Origin of the sequence: Pedobacter sp. MC2016-05 (genome assembly GCF_026239735.1) — a bacterium.
In the GTDB taxonomy this organism is placed as follows: domain Bacteria; phylum Bacteroidota; class Bacteroidia; order Sphingobacteriales; family Sphingobacteriaceae; genus Pedobacter.
The window spans coordinates 1-16,867 of sequence record NZ_JAPIVT010000019.1; the positions used below are offsets into that span (position 1 = coordinate 1).

Genomic DNA, 16,867 nt, shown 5'->3' on the forward strand with positions numbered 1-16,867 from the left:
ATTAATTAATGCAGATGGAAGTTATCCTGCTACGGGTCGATCTATTATTTATCGTGGTGCAGCTTTTCATCATCTGGCCGATGTTGCGCTAAGAAAGGCTTTGCCGAAACAGCTTAGTCCTGCGCAAGTTAGAGGTGCATTAACGGCGGTTATCAAGAAAACTCTAGAAAGCCCAACGACCTACAAAGCAGGCTGGTTAACTATCGGACTGTATGGAGCACAGCCATCGTTAGGCGATTTTTATAACAATCAAGGTAGCCCTTATATCGCTACTAACATATTTCTTCCATTAGGATTATCTGAAGATGATCCATTTTGGGCAAGTCCTGCAGAAAAATGGTCGGCACAAAAGATTTGGGGTGGAGAAGACTTTCAGAATGATCATAGTGCGAGTTTGAAGTAATATATATACAGTAACATGGATTTAAATTTCACTTTTCCTGCTTGCTTGAAGACCTTAATGAACAAACAATTGTTTATCTGTGTTTTAATGCTGTCTCTATTGGCGAGTTTTGCTGGTGCACACGCACAAGAAATCAGCACGATTGCTTCCAATGGTTGGGCAAATAACTCTATCAATGCAGTGATTTTTAGGAAAAATTCGCTGGTAACATTCAAGGGAAATCAATATGCCGCTTATTACGATGACGAACAATTTTTGGTTCTAGCTAAAAGAAAATCCGGAGGTCAAAACTGGACTATCGAAAAAACGCAATACAAGGGCGATGCTACAGATGCTCATAAATCCATTAGTATAATGGTTGATGGTGCGGGTTTTTTACATGTAGCCTGGGATCAGCATAACAATGCCTTAAATTATGCAAAGGGTATTTCGTCAGGTTCGATCAAGCTTGGAGAGAAGCAAAGCATGGTTTCGAAAAAAGAAGGAAAGGTGAGTTATCCTGAGTTTTACAATTTGCGTAATGGCGATCTTCTCTTTTTTTACAGAGATGGCGGTTCTGGGAATGGGAATTTGATGATTAACCGATATAGTGTTAAGGATAGAACCTGGAAGCGTATTCAGGATGGAATGATAGATGGCGAGGGCAAGCGAAATGCATATTGGCAGGTAGCCATCGATGAGGCTGGCACCATACATTTATCCTGGGTATGGCGAGAAAGGCCGGACGTGGCCAGTAACCACGATCTCTGCTACGCAAGATCGAGAGATGGGGGAGTAACCTGGCAGAAATCGACAGGTGAGTTGTATACCTTACCGATAAAGGCAACGAATGCCGAATATGCGGTTAAAATTCCTCAGAAGAGTGAATTGATTAATCAAACGTCAATGTTCGCCGATGATGCCGGCAGAGTTTTTATTGCCAGTTACTGGCGCAATGCAGCAGATAAAGTTCCTCAATATCACATCGTATTTAACAATGGAAAACGCTGGGCAGTGAACGACCTAGACTTCAGAAAAACAGCGTTCAGTTTGAGTGGAGGTGGAACAAAAAAGATTCCGATTTCACGTCCCCAAATTATCACCTGGAAAAATGGTAAACATCACGCTGCCGGCCTCCTTTTTCGAGACGTGGAAAGAGGAAATAAAGTTTCGATGGCGGTAAATAATGATATCATGAGCCGAAGCTGGAAAATTAATGACTTAAGCACCCAGGCGGTTGGAGATTGGGAACCCAGTTACGATACTGAGCTCTGGAAAAGTAAAAAAGTGCTCAACCTGTTTTTGCAAAACGTGGTACAGGTTGATGGAGAAGGTAAAACAAAAGCGGCGCCAACTGCTATACAAGTTTTGCAGTGGAAACCTGATAGATAACTAACTATAATTGGCTTGGGTCTCATATCTTTATTGATTATCGCTTTCCCGATAAATAAAAACCTGATGCATTAGCATCAGGTCAATCTCAACCAGAAAGTGTCATCCGTCTAAATTAAGGCTGGTTCAAAATAGCATAATTAATTATGCGCTAAATACCGAAAATACTTTTTCTATACTGCGCTAAATACCTGGCCTAACCAATTATAAAGTAATTTTATCTAGAGATTTGCCGCGATGATTTGTAAATAGGCAATTGTGCTTTTAATGCTGTTTTAGAGCAGTTTATAGGGTAGGAAAAACCACAATTATTAGGTGTTTGGCACGGTTTTGGGTTTAAGTATATAAACAAATTAATTATGGAAAGAATCTTAAATGCTGAAAAGGTTTTGTTTAATCAATTACACCTTTTATCAACTAGTTTTCCAAACATAAACTTAGAATTGAACAGCGATGCGATTAATGGGTTAATATCAGCAATGAACATCCATACTTTGCAATACCTAAATCCTGTAAAAGATTTACTAAAGCAATTATCGAAGTTGAAGCATATTGATTTGCCAATAGATGAAATAAATCATTTGCAGGATACAATTGCGACGTTTTTTAATAAGCTATAATAGCTAGAACCAATTAGGCACAATCGCTCATTTCGAAATTTCAATATCCAGGCGCCCTTTGAAGGGCGTTTTTCAGTTAACACAAAAGCCTTCAATATTATTGAAGGCTTTCTAACGTAAACTAACCAAAGTATATGTTTGTCATAGGTAATGACGTGTTAATAACCATTAATTTATCTTTTTGTTTGAGAATTTCTCATTTCCCGATAAAAAATTTTTAGAAGTCGAGGTTTGATGCTCTTTTTCAGCATTTTGATTTACAATCAAGCAAGCTGTCGACTGACTTTATATGTATTCCAATCTATTTTTTCTTGTAAAAATATGCTTGTGGTAGTTATTTCATCTCAGACCTTCATTTACCATTAGCCAACAATTTTTTTTCTGACAAAACCGGGCGACCTTTTCTAATGTTGTTATCATGACCAAAAAAAAGGAGCATGATGAACAGCGCAGAAGGATGGTTTGCGGATTCCACACAACATCAAGAGTTGCTTCATACGGAGGTTAATAAGATTTTAAAATTAACTCCTGTTACGAAGAAAAATCCGTCTTTGGCCAGGGAAAACGCCCTAACCCAGACAAAGTGTCTAAACAAAGAGACCAGCAGCAAGATGATCAGCGGTAAGTTTAAACCATTGATCACTTTGGCAACAGTAAATGGTCTTCGAGGGCTACTTTAAAGGCGTGGGCGGCAAGACTGCCCATGTTTTTTATTAACTGCAAATTGATTTTCTAACCAAATGCGTATGAAGAATAATGCTACTTCGGCCCCGGTTCCTAATGGCAAGCTGATGGTCATCGGCGGTGCAGAGCAAAAAGAAAGTAATAATCGACCGGAATCACACAAGGATCTTTTACTCCAGTTTTTAGAGTTGTGTGGAAAATCCAAACACATTGAAATTATTACTACGGCTGGTACAGAAGAAATAGATGAAACATACAAGCAATACGATGACTGTTTTCGGAAACTAAGTGCAAAATCAACCGGCCACATTCATCATGATTTCAGAGAGCAGGTTAGTGATGACCTATTGGAACGCATAAACCTTGCAAACGGGTTCTTTTTTACCAGTGGAGATCAGTTAAAATTGACCTCGATTTACGGAGGAACTAAAATGATGAGTCAGCTTAAGCAACGCTATATCGAAGATAAAATCATTATTGGGGGAACTAGTGCAGGCGCTATGGCCATGTCGACACCCATGATTTTTGCAGGAAGTGGTGAAACTGAAATGGTGGCAGGGGAAGTCAAAATTACAACTGGTTTCGAATTTTTGAAAGATGTTTGCATTGATACTCATTTTGTACATCGAGGTCGTTTTGTTAGAATGGCTCAGGTAATTGCAACTAATCCGGCCTGCATTGGGATAGGGATAGAAGAAAATACCGCAATTATCATCAGCGAAGGGTTGAAGGCACAGGTAATGGGCTGTGGTGTGGTCATTAGTATCGATGGCGAAAGGAGCCGGGGTAGTAATATTACCAGGTTTGATGAAAACAGAAAAATAACCATCCGCGATCTGAGGGTTTCCATCCTTTCCGATGGCGAAACATTTGAGCTACCGGTAAGAAATCCTCCGCATTTGTAAATAGTTGGAGATCTTTCAACTAGGCGATTATGTCCATTCGCTTTTTAGCAAAATCTAAACTCAACATTTACACATCAAAAATTTAATAGAGATGTTCAGAAAAAAAACAAATCACAAAAAATCCGGAAATAAAAAGAGTGATACAGGGGCGGTTTTGGCAGCGAAAAGTTCAAGCGTGTCTTTTCCAGTTTTTGATCTTAAACAATTACTCAACTTAAGCCAAAACTCGAATTACGATGGCCAATAAACGCAGGTCTTTTTTGTACAAGAACGGTCTTAGTATCGTTTTTATATCGCTTTTTTTAATTACACTGGTTGCACAAGCATTAACCGGCTGGAAACAGCATAATCAGGAACTGATGGAGTTGAAGCAAGATCAGCTAGCGTTTTCAGTTTATTTACAAAGCGGACACTTTATATCGGCCACTTTTGAAAATTTCGAAAGCGAGTTTTTGCAGATGGCATTATATGTGCTACTTACGATTTTTCTTCGGCAAAAAGGGTCAGCCGAATCCAAAAGCCTGGAAGACAAGGAGGAAGTTGACCGCGAGCCAGTTAACAGACCAGATGCTCCGTGGCCTGTGAAAAAGGGCGGATGGGTGCTAATGGTGTACAAAAATTCTCTTTCCATTGCCTTTGGAATTTTGTTTCTGTTCAGTTGGGCAATGCATCTTTATGGAAGTTGGGAAAACAACAACATTGAACAGCTTGCGAAGAACCTTCCTCAACAAAGTGTTTTCCAGTACCTCACAGAACCTGAGTTTTGGTTCGAAACTTTTCAAAATTGGCAGAGTGAGTTTTTATCTGTTTTTTCAATCGTATTTCTTACCATTTATCTGCGGCAAAAGGGTTCGCCCGAATCTAAGCCTGTAGATGCACCTCACATGGAAACTGGAAAATAAGTTTTTTCTAAATGTGGTGATGGCCTTATATAAGCGAGAGCAGCGTTGATTTGTCTTCAAGTCAGCACATCTGTGTGGTTATAGAATCTGGTTTAGCATTAAGCTTAAGGTATTTCCATTCATCCATTGATCCTTATGCAATGCCTTAAATCCTGTATCAAAAAAGGTATTTATGCGGTAAACCAAGTCATTCTCATGCTTGTTTTTAGTACAGGCAGTTCCAATGATCCATTTGCAGGGAAATGTCCATCTCATTTAACCGCCAGACAATAAAGCAGTTCAGTGGAAACAGTTTGCAATGCAAAACGCAGTTTCGAGACTGTATAAAAGAGGCTAAATGATTTGAAATAAGATAATACAATCACTATGAAAACAACAAAGACCAACACCCGCCGGGATTTTCTGGCAACATCGATCAAAACAGCAATTGTACTGGGTGCCGGTGCATCCATTGTAGGCAATGCTTTAAATCCAATTGCAGCCTTGGCTCAAAGTGCCGATTTGACCTTACAAGCGAAGATTGCGGTATTGGGTACTGCATCGCTTCAAACCAGTCAGCTTGCATCAACCAAGGCCTCTAATCCCGATGTGAAGCTCTTCGCTAAATTCGAGGCAGCCGAACAAGAGGTGATGGGCAAGATTTTGAAGGACATGGGAACGCCAACACCTGCACCAAGTGAAGAGGGAAAGGCGATGCTCTCCAAACTACAAACATTAAGCGGGGCTGCTTTTGATAAAGCATTCATGCAAGGTCAGGTAGACACTCATAAAAAACTGAAGGATGCTGTAAGTGCACTGATGAATGCCAGCAGCAATAAACACATCAAAAATGTAACGGCACTTGCTTTGGCAACTATTCAAGAACATACCGAAAGAGGGCAGATGCTTTTGGGTAAGCTATAGTGGAATTTTGCTCAGTTTTTGGCCGGTAACATGAGCTACTTCACAATTAAGGTATCTATAATAAAAATTAAATGAAAAAGCAGATGAATGATGAAAACGAACAGACTCCGGAGCAAGATAAGGAGTTGGCGGAGGAACCTGATTATCGTGGTATAGCCGGATCAGGTAGTTTAAATTCAACAAAAAAGAAACTCCATTTGGATGATATCGAAGATGAGCCTAGTCAAGATCAAGAGAATCCGCTAACCCGTGGAATTTAGCATTAAAACAAAAACTAGCTTGGCATTTTAGTTGAGGTATGCAATAGGTTCTAGTCAGTCGACGATCACTTTAGCAGTGTAAACCATAATGAACTCTCGTTTCAATCAACGATTTAAGCGAGAGTTCATTCAAAAGACTTTATCTCCTTAGTTTTCTAACCAAACCATTTGGGTATAGGCGCCATTGGCTGCAATATCCCAGGCTTCAACTCTTATCCATTTTCTTCCCGATAAGTTTATTGGCCAGATAAATTGTCGTTTTCCAAACGCTCGTGTATTGGATAAATCAATTCTCTCCCGGTAAATTTCTTTTCCATCGCCAGAGACAATATCTACGTGATTTAAAGGGAAAGTCCAATCAAGATTCATATTCACTTTTACATTTCCATCCTTGTTTAGGCTTAACGTTTCTCCAGATTTTTTTCCATTTACATTGAAAGCTGGAATCAATACTTCACCAGTTGACACGAAGAATTTCCCCTTACGAATAGCATCCAATACGCTTTGCCATCCTTGCTCGTAATTAGGCAGTTTATCCATTTCCAAATAATTCACATTGAGGTGGGCATACATTTCATTTTGATGCGTGATGGTAAATATATCCGCCTCGGAAATTACATGCTTTTTCAATCCCCAATTGGCCATGTCATCCATTAATTTAAGTACCCGTTGACTGAGCGTTGGAATCGAAAGGTCTGCTGGAATAGCTTTCCAGGCAGCTCCAAGAAACGTTTCTGATTTGAAAAAGGCTTCGTCTTTGTAGGCGTCGGGATATCCTGTAGAAGCTTTAGTTCTGGCGTGAGCGGTCCAGGCTAAACCTTTTTCCAGTTCCAAGAGTTTCAACATTTCGGCTTTATCCCCGATGTGATATACTTTCCCTAGTTTAGGATCATTCATCACAAATTGCTCATTTCCTTTTCGCGACATCACCCAATACACTGGCTTAGGGAAAAACGCAAGCCAATGACCTCCGTAGAAGTTATTTGCTTCTTCTCCCGGAAGCAAAAGAAACTTATTATCTGATAATCTTTTGGTTTGCTCAAATAATGCCGTTAACTCTTTCAATCGATCATTATCTGGTCCTTTTGGATGCCCTGGTCCATGAAATTCTGCCAATTTCACAATATCTAACCCATGTTTTTTAAGTACATCAACAAATTCGGGTTTTTCCGGGATAGGTTTTCCTGCAAGTACCACATCAGATATAAATTCATTATGGAAATGTGTAGCCATTGTTTTATATCCGGAAACTGGTTTGTAAGCATCCTCGTGGGTAAATTTTTTCACCTCTGCCAACGCAGATGCTGCATTTCCTAAATCAAGTAAGCAAAAGAAATTTAATCGCTGCTGGGTTTTCGGTGGCGCATTAAACCATGGTACATATCTGTTATCACCGTAAGGATCCTGGCGGATACCCATCCCAAAACCTGGAATTAAATTATGAAAGTTATTTCCGTACCAGGTAAACTTCAAATTAAAGGCTTCATCCAATGGATAAAAATACTGATGTGGCGCAGGAAACAACGCCAGACTACCTGTAGCATTTTCACCAATAATTGTGCGGTACTTTACTTCCAGATTCCGACTACTATCTGCCGCTTGTGGCGTAGCTTGTTGCAGCTCATCCTGAACGTTTGCCCAAGCCATCTTTTTCCAGATTGCCTTTTTATTTACCAATCCGGCATCGTATAAAATTGCTGTAGAATCTATGTCGGTCGCCACTACCGCGGCAAAATTAAAAAGCGGACTTCCATTATACAGCGTAATTTCAACAGTACCTTCAAAACGATCAGCATTTGCGCCATCTATGGTAATGATAGTCCTTTGCCCTTTCGTGCTTACCCTAGCGTACTGCTTGTCTATCTTAACTTCATAAGATTGAAATGGTTTCTTTGGCACCCGATCAAAAAAAACATCCCATCCGCCGCTTGATGGACTTAAAGAACGTTTTCCGATGGTAAGTACAAATGCAGGATCCAGATCAGCTCCGATTTCCTTAAAAGCTTTATTATTTCCCAACTGAACGCTCTTTAGCATCGGGCGGTCTTTCTCTAAATCGATAAGCATTTTGCCGGTCAAATTGTTTCCGGCAGGCCATGTTAAAGTAATTACTTTTTGGTTAACAGTAACTTCAGAGCCATTTTTTTTAAATGCAGAAAGATCTACGGATTTGGTTTGTGCACAAACTTTAAGAGAAAAAATTAGTGCACAAATAAGGATAGGTTTTCTCATAATAAACTAAAATAGATAAAATATAAAACAGATAAGATTACCTCGTGTAATAATCTTATTATACAGTTTTAATACTTCCTAAATCGTTTTTATGAGTGATTTTTGAGAGAGATAAATCTGTCCATTCAGGGACGACATTTAACTCTGCGAAATCAGCTTACTCTTCTTTTTCGTTTCCTTGCTCATAACGCTCATCTCCTTTTTTATCTTCATGTACAATAAGAGAATCGGGAGCTGCGGCAGCATTATTTGAGCCAGTTCCTGAAGTTTTTGGAGTGCTCAGGATGTCATTGTCGCTCTGATCTAGTTGATCATTAACATCTATATTACCTAGTGCTTTTTGGCTCAATTGCTCTTGATCTGATCTTTCATTTTTAAGATCGACATTGTTTTCATTATCGTTTTCCATATTGATAAGAACAGTTAGGAAAAGTTAAAGTTTCAGAAAACCTCCAATTATGATAATAGATTTTGGCTATCAAATTATAGAATTAAATGATTGGGATTATCAGTGTTAATCCGTTACTTTTATAATACTATCAAAACAAAAGTAGTTAGACTGTAAAACCTTAATGTATTATTATAATGGAGAATGACTCAAACGACATCAGTAAGTGCCCTTTTCATAATGGCAGCATGAAGCAAAATGTAGGTGGCGGCGGAACCAGAAATCGCGACTGGTGGCCAAATCAACTGAAAATTAATATTCTACGTCAGAATTCTTCTTTGTCTGACCCACTAGGTAAAAATTTTAATTATGCTGAAGAATTTAAAAGTCTCGATTTAGAAGCGGTTAAACGTGATCTTCATCAGCTGATGACCGATTCGCAAGAATGGTGGCCAGCAGATTTCGGTCATTATGGTGGTTTATTCATCCGGATGGCTTGGCATAGTGCGGGTACTTATCGGGTTGGCGATGGCAGGGGAGGCGCAGGTGCAGGATTACAACGTTTTGCGCCACTAAACAGCTGGCCAGATAATGTAAGTTTGGATAAAGCCAGAAGATTGCTATGGCCTATCAAGCAAAAATATGGTCAAAAAATCTCTTGGGCCGATTTAATGATTCTTGCTGGTAACATGGCGCTAGAATCAATGGGTTTTAAAACTTTTGGCTTTGCTGGTGGACGAGAAGATGTTTGGGAAGCCGACGAATCTGTCTATTGGGGTTCCGAAAAAACCTGGCTTGGAGGTGATGTTCGTTATGCGCATGGATCTGAGGGCGTTAAGGATGAGGGTGTTTTGGTTAGTGATGATAATGCGGATGGAGATGTGCATACCAGAAACCTCGAAAAACCTCTTGCTGCAGTTCAAATGGGTTTAATTTATGTTAACCCTGAAGGACCTGATGGCAACCCTGATCCAATTTTAGCGGCGAAAGATATTCGTGATACATTTGGAAGAATGGCTATGAATGATGAAGAAACGGTTGCTCTAATTGCAGGCGGACACACGTTCGGCAAAACCCATGGGGCGGCATCATCAGATCATGTAGGCAAAGAGCCAGAAGCTTCTGATATCGAGAGCCAGGGATTCGGTTGGCATAACAGTTACGGTTCAGGCGCTGGTAAAGATACCATAACAAGCGGTTTAGAAGTAACCTGGACCACTACTCCAACGCAATGGAGTAATAATTTCTTCGAAAATCTATTTGGGTTTGAATGGGAATTGAGTAAAAGTCCGGCGGGTGCACGCCAATGGATCGCAAAAAATGCAGATGATATTATTCCTGATGCCTTTAATGCGACGAAAAAGCACAAACCTACCATGTTAACTACAGATCTTTCTTTGCGTTTCGATCCTGCTTATGAAAAGATCTCCAGAAACTTTCTGGAAAATCCTGATCAGTTTGCGGATGCTTTTGCTAGAGCCTGGTTTAAATTAACGCATCGAGATATGGGCCCGGTTGCAAGATATCTTGGTCCTGATGTTCCAAAAGAGGAATTACTTTGGCAAGACCCAATTCCAGCAGTTAACCATGCTCTGGTAACTGAATCAGATATAGAATTATTGAAATCGAAAGTATTGCAATCGGGCTTAAGCGTTTCCGAATTGGTTTCTACTGCCTGGGCTTCAGCCTCAACTTTTAGAGGATCTGACAAACGGGGCGGCGCCAATGGTGCACGTATTCGTTTGGCGCCACAGAAAGATTGGAAAGTGAATAACCCGGCGCAACTGCAAAAAGTATTATCTGTTTTAGAAAATATTCAAAAAGATTTCAATGCTTCACAGGTTGATGGTAAACAAATTTCTATCGCCGATTTAATAGTTTTAGCTGGTTCGGCTGCTGTTGAAAAAGCGATCAGCGATGCTGGCTTTACCAATAAAGTACCTTTCACTGCAGGGCGGATGGATGCTTCTCAGGAACAAACTGATATAGAATCGTTTGGATACCTGGAGCCACAAGCAGATGGTTTCCGTAATTATAGCAAAACGCGTTTCACCGTTTCTACTGAAGAGTTATTAATTGATAAGGCGCAATTACTTACGTTAACAGCGCCAGAGTTGACCGTGTTGTTAGGCGGTTTAAGATCACTGGATATCAATTTCGATGGATCTAAAAATGGTGTTTTAACGCTAAAACCTGGCCAGCTGAGTAACGATTTCTTTGTGAATTTGTTGGATATGAATACCGCATGGAAAGCCGTTTCTGATGATAAGGAAGTTTATTTGGGTAGCGATAGAAAAACTGGCCAACCAAAATGGACGGCTACACGTGCCGATCTTGTTTTTGGTTCAAACTCAGAGTTAAGGGCAATTGCCGAAGTTTACGCTGGTTCGGATGCTAAAGAACGGTTCGTTGCTGATTTTGTGGCAGCCTGGGCTAAAGTAATGAACCTGGATCGTTTTGATTTGGTTTAAAATAAAGGCTTAGAATAATAAAAAAGGGCGCCATTCAGGTGCCCTTTTTTGTTTTATAGAGATCTTATTATCGGTGTAATATCGCTAACCTTTCGAGATTATTACACTTGAAATTCAGATTATAATAAACATTTTTTCGTTCATTATGTTAGAAATATTAATCAAAACATTTTTAACTATGGATATCAATCACGAGAATCACTACAACAATAGTCAGGAAAATGAATCAGTTTCTAATTCACACAATAAGGAACAAAACCGAACGGTTGCAGGTATTAACGACATCAGTAGAGCATTTTGGGATGAGATTAACAACGAAATCGCATCAAATGATTTGCCGCTCTGGAGAATGTGGCGCTAAATTTTATGCAGGGAACATTTGTTTTTTAAAGATTGGCCAGCTGTATTTCACATCATCATCTGTGCGGTAATATCATATATTGTCCTTTTCATATTTATCCGGATTTCAGGGAAAAGAACACTTGCCAAGCTTAATGCATTTGATTTTGTGGTAACCGTTACACTTGGTTCCACATTATCGTCGATGATTTTAAAAAAGGTACCGCTTGTCGAGGGTTTTGTTGCCCTAATCACCATTATTGCCTTACAATATCTCCTGGCATTCCTGGCTAAAAACTCTTCAAAAATGGAGGATATGATCAATTCTACTCCTACACTCTTGTTTTATAATGGAAAGTTTATTCTACCCGCCATGAAGAAGGAAGTGATTACCGAAGAGGAGATTTACTCTGAAATCAGAAAATATCGGCTTGAAAGTCTGGAAGATGTTCAAGCGGTGGTAATGGAGTTAAATGGAACTTTTACGGTAGTTAAAAAATCAAATAAAGTTGGCCCAAGTTCGCTTGATGATATTGAACTTGAGCACTAAAGTAACCTTCATTAAAGAGGGATTTCAAACCAAAATTCTGACCCTTTATTTTCTTCGCTAATTACGCCAATCTCGCCTCCATGTCTTTCAATAATTTCTGCCGAGATATATAATCCCAAGCCCAGTCCAGAGAATAAGTGTGAGGATTCTTCGACTCTAAAGAACCTGTCGAAAATATAATCGGCTTTGTCTTTCGGAATTCCAATGCCAAAATCTTTTACAGCGACCCGTAAACTTGCTTCTTTTAGCTCTGTTTTAATAATAATTTCGTCTGAATGTGGCGAATATTTCAATGCATTAGAAAGGAAGTTAGAAACCACTTGCTCAATTCGGTTCTTATCAGCATGTACAATAACATCTTTTTCCATTTCCATGGTTACCGAATGTTTTCCCAAACTTCCTTGCATGCCATCAACTGATTCTTCAATTACCTCATTGATATTAAAGTCTGAAAATGTAAATACCATTTTCCCAGCTTGAATCCGGGTAACATCCAGTAAATCATCAACCAGCGAAGTCAATTTGCCTATTTGTTTAGTGGCCTTATCAATAAAACCCGAAATATGTTCGAACTTTTCTTGTTGAGCCATTTTAAGCGCAAATTGTAAATAACCTTTAATGCTGGTGATAGGGGTTTTTAATTCGTGGCTGGCAATACTCATGAACTCATCTTTTTTGTTCATCAGATCTTTAGTCGCCTCTTGCGCAATCATTAAATCGGTCACTTCGAAGGCAAAAAATGCTACACCATCAATTGCACCATTATCAGAGAAAACAGGGTTAAGGATAATATCGAACCAACTGTCTTTTATTGCTCCGGTATTTTCGTCCTTTTGCTGAAGTTTGTAGGAGTTCGCAATAAATGTTTCTCCGGTAGCTAATACCTTCTTTTCGATATTTTTAAGCTCTTCAGTTTCAAATTGCGATCCTTCCTGGAGCTGTGTTTTTCCAATGTAATTGCTGCCCCCGTCAAATTGAATAAAAGCTTCGTTTACAAACTCATAAACTAAATCTTTACCTCTTCTGATGGAGATTAAAGCAGGAGCTTTTTTGAAAATACTGTAAAACTCATCCTGCTGCTTTTTGATTAACTTTTGAAGTTCGTTCCGGCGTTTTTCATTGTGTTTCTGCTTGCTAATATCAATAATGTAAGAAACAGCATCTTTTCCATCTTCATCATCTAAAATGGCAGAGCCTACCAATACATCGATCGTTTTACCGCTTTTAGTAATGTATTGCTTTTCAAATGGCGGACAAAAACCTTCGTTCTTAACCATATCAGCCGATATTTTGCTAATCGGAATAAAATCAGGAGGGATAATGTCATTCCATTTGATTATACCTTTCTCTAGATCCTTCGAAGTATAACCGAGCATATCAATGAAAACTTTGTTAGCTGTTTCAATTCTTCCGGTTTTAACATCAGAGAAGATCATCCCGATTACGTTCGAATCGAAAATTTTGCGGAATTTTTTTTCTGTTGAATTCAGTTTTGTTTCTGTGTCAATTAAAACAGTAATATCCAATATAGAGCCTACCATTCTATATGGAACTCCGTTATCATCTAACAAAATGCTTCCCCGGTCGAGAATGGTAGCATAGCTTCCATCGGCTTTTTTAAGTCGATATTGCGAGGTCCACTGCGTTTCCGAATTATTAATGGCTTCGTAAACACTGTCTTTTACCCGTTTTCTGTCATCAGGATGAATGTTTTCAAAGAAAAATGAAATGTTCTGACTACCTGGATTATTTTCATAACCAAACATTGTGGCAAAATTATCGTTTCGCCACATGGTGTTATTGGCCAAATCCCAATCCCAAATGGTATCATTGGTAGCCTGAGATACAAGATTAAAACGCTCTTCGCTTTCGGAAAGCCTAACTGTACGCTCCAGAATTTTTTGTTCCAGTTCTGTATTTAATTCTTTTAGGTTCTCTCTGGTGCCTAGTAACTCGTTATAGTTGCGTTTTAACTTTTCTTCTGATAATTTCTGTTTTGTGATATCAGTTATGGTGGCAGCAAAACCATCAGCCATTTTCACGGCAACAATTTCTAACCAAACCTTATCGTTAAGTTTTAACTCAAACTGTAAAGATGTGCCTTTCTCTACTACATTGATGTATTTATTAAAAATATTTCCTTCAGCAATTTCAGGCAAATGTTCGAGAAGTTTTCCGCCAGCAAGTTCTTTTTCATTCTTGCCAAGAATTTTTAAGGAAGCCTCATTAAAAGATAAACATTCAAAGTCGGTGATGAAATGTTGCTTATTTCGAACTGCTTTAAAAGCAATTACACCATTTAAACTGGCATTAAAAACTGCAGTAATGATGTTACTTAGCTCGGTTAGTTTCGAGATATCAACAAATGTAATCACCACACCATCCATTTTCTTGTCTTTTCTGATGTATGGCATAATCCGCATCAAACTGCTATTGCCATTTTTGATGTGGATTTCTTTTTCTACAATCTTGCCTGTTTTGATAACCGAATCTATATCCCTATTTAAGTTGTCCGTTTTAATGTTGTTAGAAATATGTTCAATTGAGCGACCGATATCAGCCTCAATTAAATTAACCATACTAATTGCAGCCGCATTAAACTTGCGGATGTACATCCCTGAATCAACAAAAATCTGCCCGATATCGGTACTTCTGAAATAGTTATCCAAGTCATCATTGAGTTCAATTAACTCCTTTATTTTAACCTGATGCTCGGTGTTTAGGGTATGCAATTCCTCATTCAATGATTGTAATTCTTCATTACTCGATTGCAATTCCTCATTTGCAGAAAGCAGTTCCTCGTTGGTAGATTGAAGCTCCTCATTGGTGGTTTCCATTTCTTCAACCGCCAATTGCAGATTGTTACGGGTTTCGTTCAGCTCTGCCTCCAGCTCAAAAATATACTCATTTTGATCGCCGGTATGGTAATTTACCGAGCCTAAATCATCTTTATCAGGAATAGTTTCTAAAGTGCTTTCTCCAAAAACTACCAGGGTGAAGGTACTGGTATCTGTAGATTGTGGGGGTTGAACCGAAATATTTAAATAGGTTTCTTTGTCGTTTGAAGAAAATCTAACTCTTTTTAAATGGGTAATTTTATTGTCTTTCCAGGCGCTTCTCAAAGCCGTATTTAAAATGATAGAAATTTCTTTCGGTACCATTTTCAATATGTTCAGCTCCAGTTTATCTTCAGGGAGAAAAAGAAATTTGCGATAATCACCAATCGCATCTTGCATCAAGTACGATTTATCTATGTAAATGCCCACGTAGCCTAAATCTCTGGTTAAAAAGTTATTGAAACTTTTTTCAATTGGGCTAATCGCAAAATCGCTGGAGCTGCTTTTCTTTTTGCCTTGATCTGAAGTCTGTCTCGATCCGGTGTTGTAGGTATTATAGCTGGAATAGTTGATCACTCCAGTTTTCTGGTAAATTTTCCATTTGCTCGAAACCTCAGTTAATCCAGCTCGCAAAGACGATGCAGTTTCACTTGAGCCCAGCATTAAATAACCGTTCGATACCAACGAAAAGTGAAATATGGATAGTATTTTTTCTTGTAAAACACTATTCACGTAGATCAGCATATTTCGGCACGTAATCAAGTCATTCTTAATAAAAGGAGGCGACTTAATTACATCGTGCTTGGCAAAAACAACTTGCTTCCTAATGCTTGGAATTACTCCATAGAACTTGCCATCCTGATGAAAATATTTTTTGAAATATTTCGGTGGCACTTCTTTACTGATACTCGCAGGATATTGGTTTCTGGAAGCAATTTCGATGCTTTTATCATCAATATCAGTAGCAAAAATCTTAATATCAATTTTCTTTTTCGATTTCTCTACACATTCATTGGCTATAATGGCAACAGTATATGCTTCTTGTCCGGTGCTACAGGCACAAACCCATATTTTCAGCGTGTCACCAGCAGATTTTTCTTTTAAAACTTGATTAACCTGATCGGCAAATGCTTCAAAGGCACCTTTATCTCTAAAAAATTTAGTTACTCCAATTAAAAAATCCTGCCCTAAAATGGCAACTTCCTTTTCGTTTTTTCTCAGAAATGCGACGTATTGATCGAGCGTTTTGATACCATTCTCGTTCATCCTTCGCCCAATTCTCCTGATGATTGTTGGCGTTTTATATAAATTAAAATCGTTGCCACTCTGTAAATGAACGAGTTTAAAAATCTCATCCAAGAGCTTTTCATTTATTTTACCATTCTCAAGCACTTTCACAGGCTCCTCATTAACATAATTGAAAAGTTCCTTGTGCATATCTGGCGCAGCAAGTATATGATCTACATTGCCAGATGAGATTGCACTATTGGGCATTCCATCAAACTTTGCGGTTGAGGGTTCTTGAACGATAACCATACCGCCATTTTCTTTAATGGCCTGAATCCCTTTGGTGCCATCAGTACCTGTGCCTGAAAGTATTACGGCGATTGCTTTTTCTCTTTTATCTGTGGCTAGCGTGTATAAAAAATTATCTATAGCGGTATTAGGTGCTTTGATAACGGACTTGTCTGCCAGTTTTAATCGCCCCTGGCTTACGGTCATTAATTTATTGTTGGGGATGATATAAACACAATCTTGTTGAATAGCCATGTTATTGGCTGCTTCAAAAACCTTCATGTGGGTATGCTTGGCGACAAGTTCTACCAGCAAACTTTTATAATCTGATGAGAGATGTTGAATAACTACAAAAGAGAAGCTGGTGTTGCTAGGCATGTGATCAAAAAACTCATGTATAGCTTCTAAACCACCTGCCGACGCTCCAATTGCAACAATATATTTATCGTATCTTTTTGAAGTTTCTTTAACTACTTGCTCAGTCATT

Annotated in this window: 14 protein-coding genes; 11 read left to right on the top strand and 3 right to left on the bottom strand. The window is 38.8% G+C overall.

The features are described 5' to 3' along the window. The 8 genes from OQZ33_RS19430 to OQZ33_RS19465 form a co-directional block, all read left to right on the top strand. The coding region (locus OQZ33_RS19430; RefSeq protein ID WP_265800995.1) for a DUF2264 domain-containing protein at positions 1–403 on the top strand (403 nt) is incomplete at its 5' end. 15 nt (positions 404–418) lie between these two features. Beyond that, positions 419–1,774: a BNR repeat-containing protein gene (locus tag OQZ33_RS19435; protein WP_265800996.1), complete on the top strand. Its 1,356-nt coding sequence runs from the start codon at positions 419–421 to the stop codon at positions 1,772–1,774. A 359-nt stretch (positions 1,775–2,133) separates the two neighbouring features. Beyond that, positions 2,134–2,394 carry a hypothetical protein gene (locus OQZ33_RS19440; protein ID WP_265800997.1) on the top strand — a complete coding sequence of 87 codons (261 nt, stop codon included), beginning with the start codon at positions 2,134–2,136 and terminating at the stop codon, positions 2,392–2,394. Between the two features lie 437 nt (positions 2,395–2,831). After that, positions 2,832–3,074 carry a hypothetical protein gene (locus OQZ33_RS19445; RefSeq protein WP_265800998.1) on the top strand — a complete coding sequence of 81 codons (243 nt, stop codon included), beginning with the start codon at positions 2,832–2,834 and terminating at the stop codon, positions 3,072–3,074. Between the two features lie 66 nt (positions 3,075–3,140). Then, on the top strand, positions 3,141–3,983 hold the full coding sequence (locus OQZ33_RS19450; RefSeq protein WP_265801000.1) for a cyanophycinase: 843 nt from the start codon (positions 3,141–3,143) through the stop codon (positions 3,981–3,983). Positions 3,984–4,243: 260 nt separating this feature from the next. Next, positions 4,244–4,885, top strand: coding sequence for a DUF6766 family protein (locus OQZ33_RS19455; RefSeq protein WP_265801001.1), 642 nt, complete (start codon positions 4,244–4,246; stop codon positions 4,883–4,885). Between the two features lie 366 nt (positions 4,886–5,251). Further along, positions 5,252–5,788: a DUF4142 domain-containing protein gene (locus OQZ33_RS19460; protein WP_265801002.1), complete on the top strand. Its 537-nt coding sequence runs from the start codon at positions 5,252–5,254 to the stop codon at positions 5,786–5,788. A gap of 71 nt (positions 5,789–5,859) precedes the next feature. Next, complete coding sequence (locus tag OQZ33_RS19465; protein WP_265801003.1) at positions 5,860–6,048, top strand: hypothetical protein; 189 nt, start codon at positions 5,860–5,862, stop codon at positions 6,046–6,048. A 147-nt stretch (positions 6,049–6,195) separates the two neighbouring features. On the opposite strand, the gene OQZ33_RS19470 is transcribed toward OQZ33_RS19465, so the two are convergent. Both OQZ33_RS19470 and OQZ33_RS19475 read right to left on the bottom strand, forming a co-directional pair. Continuing rightward, a complete protein-coding gene (locus tag OQZ33_RS19470; protein ID WP_265801004.1) occupies positions 6,196–8,280 on the bottom strand; it encodes a hypothetical protein in 2,085 nt (694 codons plus the stop codon). Between the two features lie 157 nt (positions 8,281–8,437). Then, positions 8,438–8,689, bottom strand: a complete 252-nt coding sequence (locus OQZ33_RS19475; protein WP_265801005.1) for a hypothetical protein — start codon at positions 8,687–8,689, stop codon at positions 8,438–8,440. A gap of 176 nt (positions 8,690–8,865) precedes the next feature. On the opposite strand from OQZ33_RS19475, the gene katG reads away from it, so the two are divergent. From katG to OQZ33_RS19490, 3 genes are all read left to right on the top strand, one after another. Next, positions 8,866–11,139 (top strand): catalase/peroxidase HPI, encoded by a 2,274-nt coding sequence (gene katG / locus OQZ33_RS19480; RefSeq protein WP_265801006.1) that lies wholly within the window; start codon positions 8,866–8,868, stop codon positions 11,137–11,139. A gap of 145 nt (positions 11,140–11,284) precedes the next feature. After that, on the top strand, positions 11,285–11,500 hold the full coding sequence (locus OQZ33_RS19485) for a hypothetical protein (protein ID WP_056850074.1): 216 nt from the start codon (positions 11,285–11,287) through the stop codon (positions 11,498–11,500). Positions 11,501–11,518: 18 nt separating this feature from the next. Continuing rightward, positions 11,519–12,028: a DUF421 domain-containing protein gene (locus OQZ33_RS19490; RefSeq protein ID WP_265801007.1), complete on the top strand. Its 510-nt coding sequence runs from the start codon at positions 11,519–11,521 to the stop codon at positions 12,026–12,028. 11 nt (positions 12,029–12,039) lie between these two features. Here the strand turns inward: OQZ33_RS19490 and OQZ33_RS19495 are convergent, their stop codons facing one another. Beyond that, on the bottom strand, positions 12,040–16,866 hold the full coding sequence (locus tag OQZ33_RS19495; RefSeq protein ID WP_265801008.1) for a chemotaxis protein CheB: 4,827 nt from the start codon (positions 16,864–16,866) through the stop codon (positions 12,040–12,042). Position 16,867: the final 1 nt, after the last annotated feature.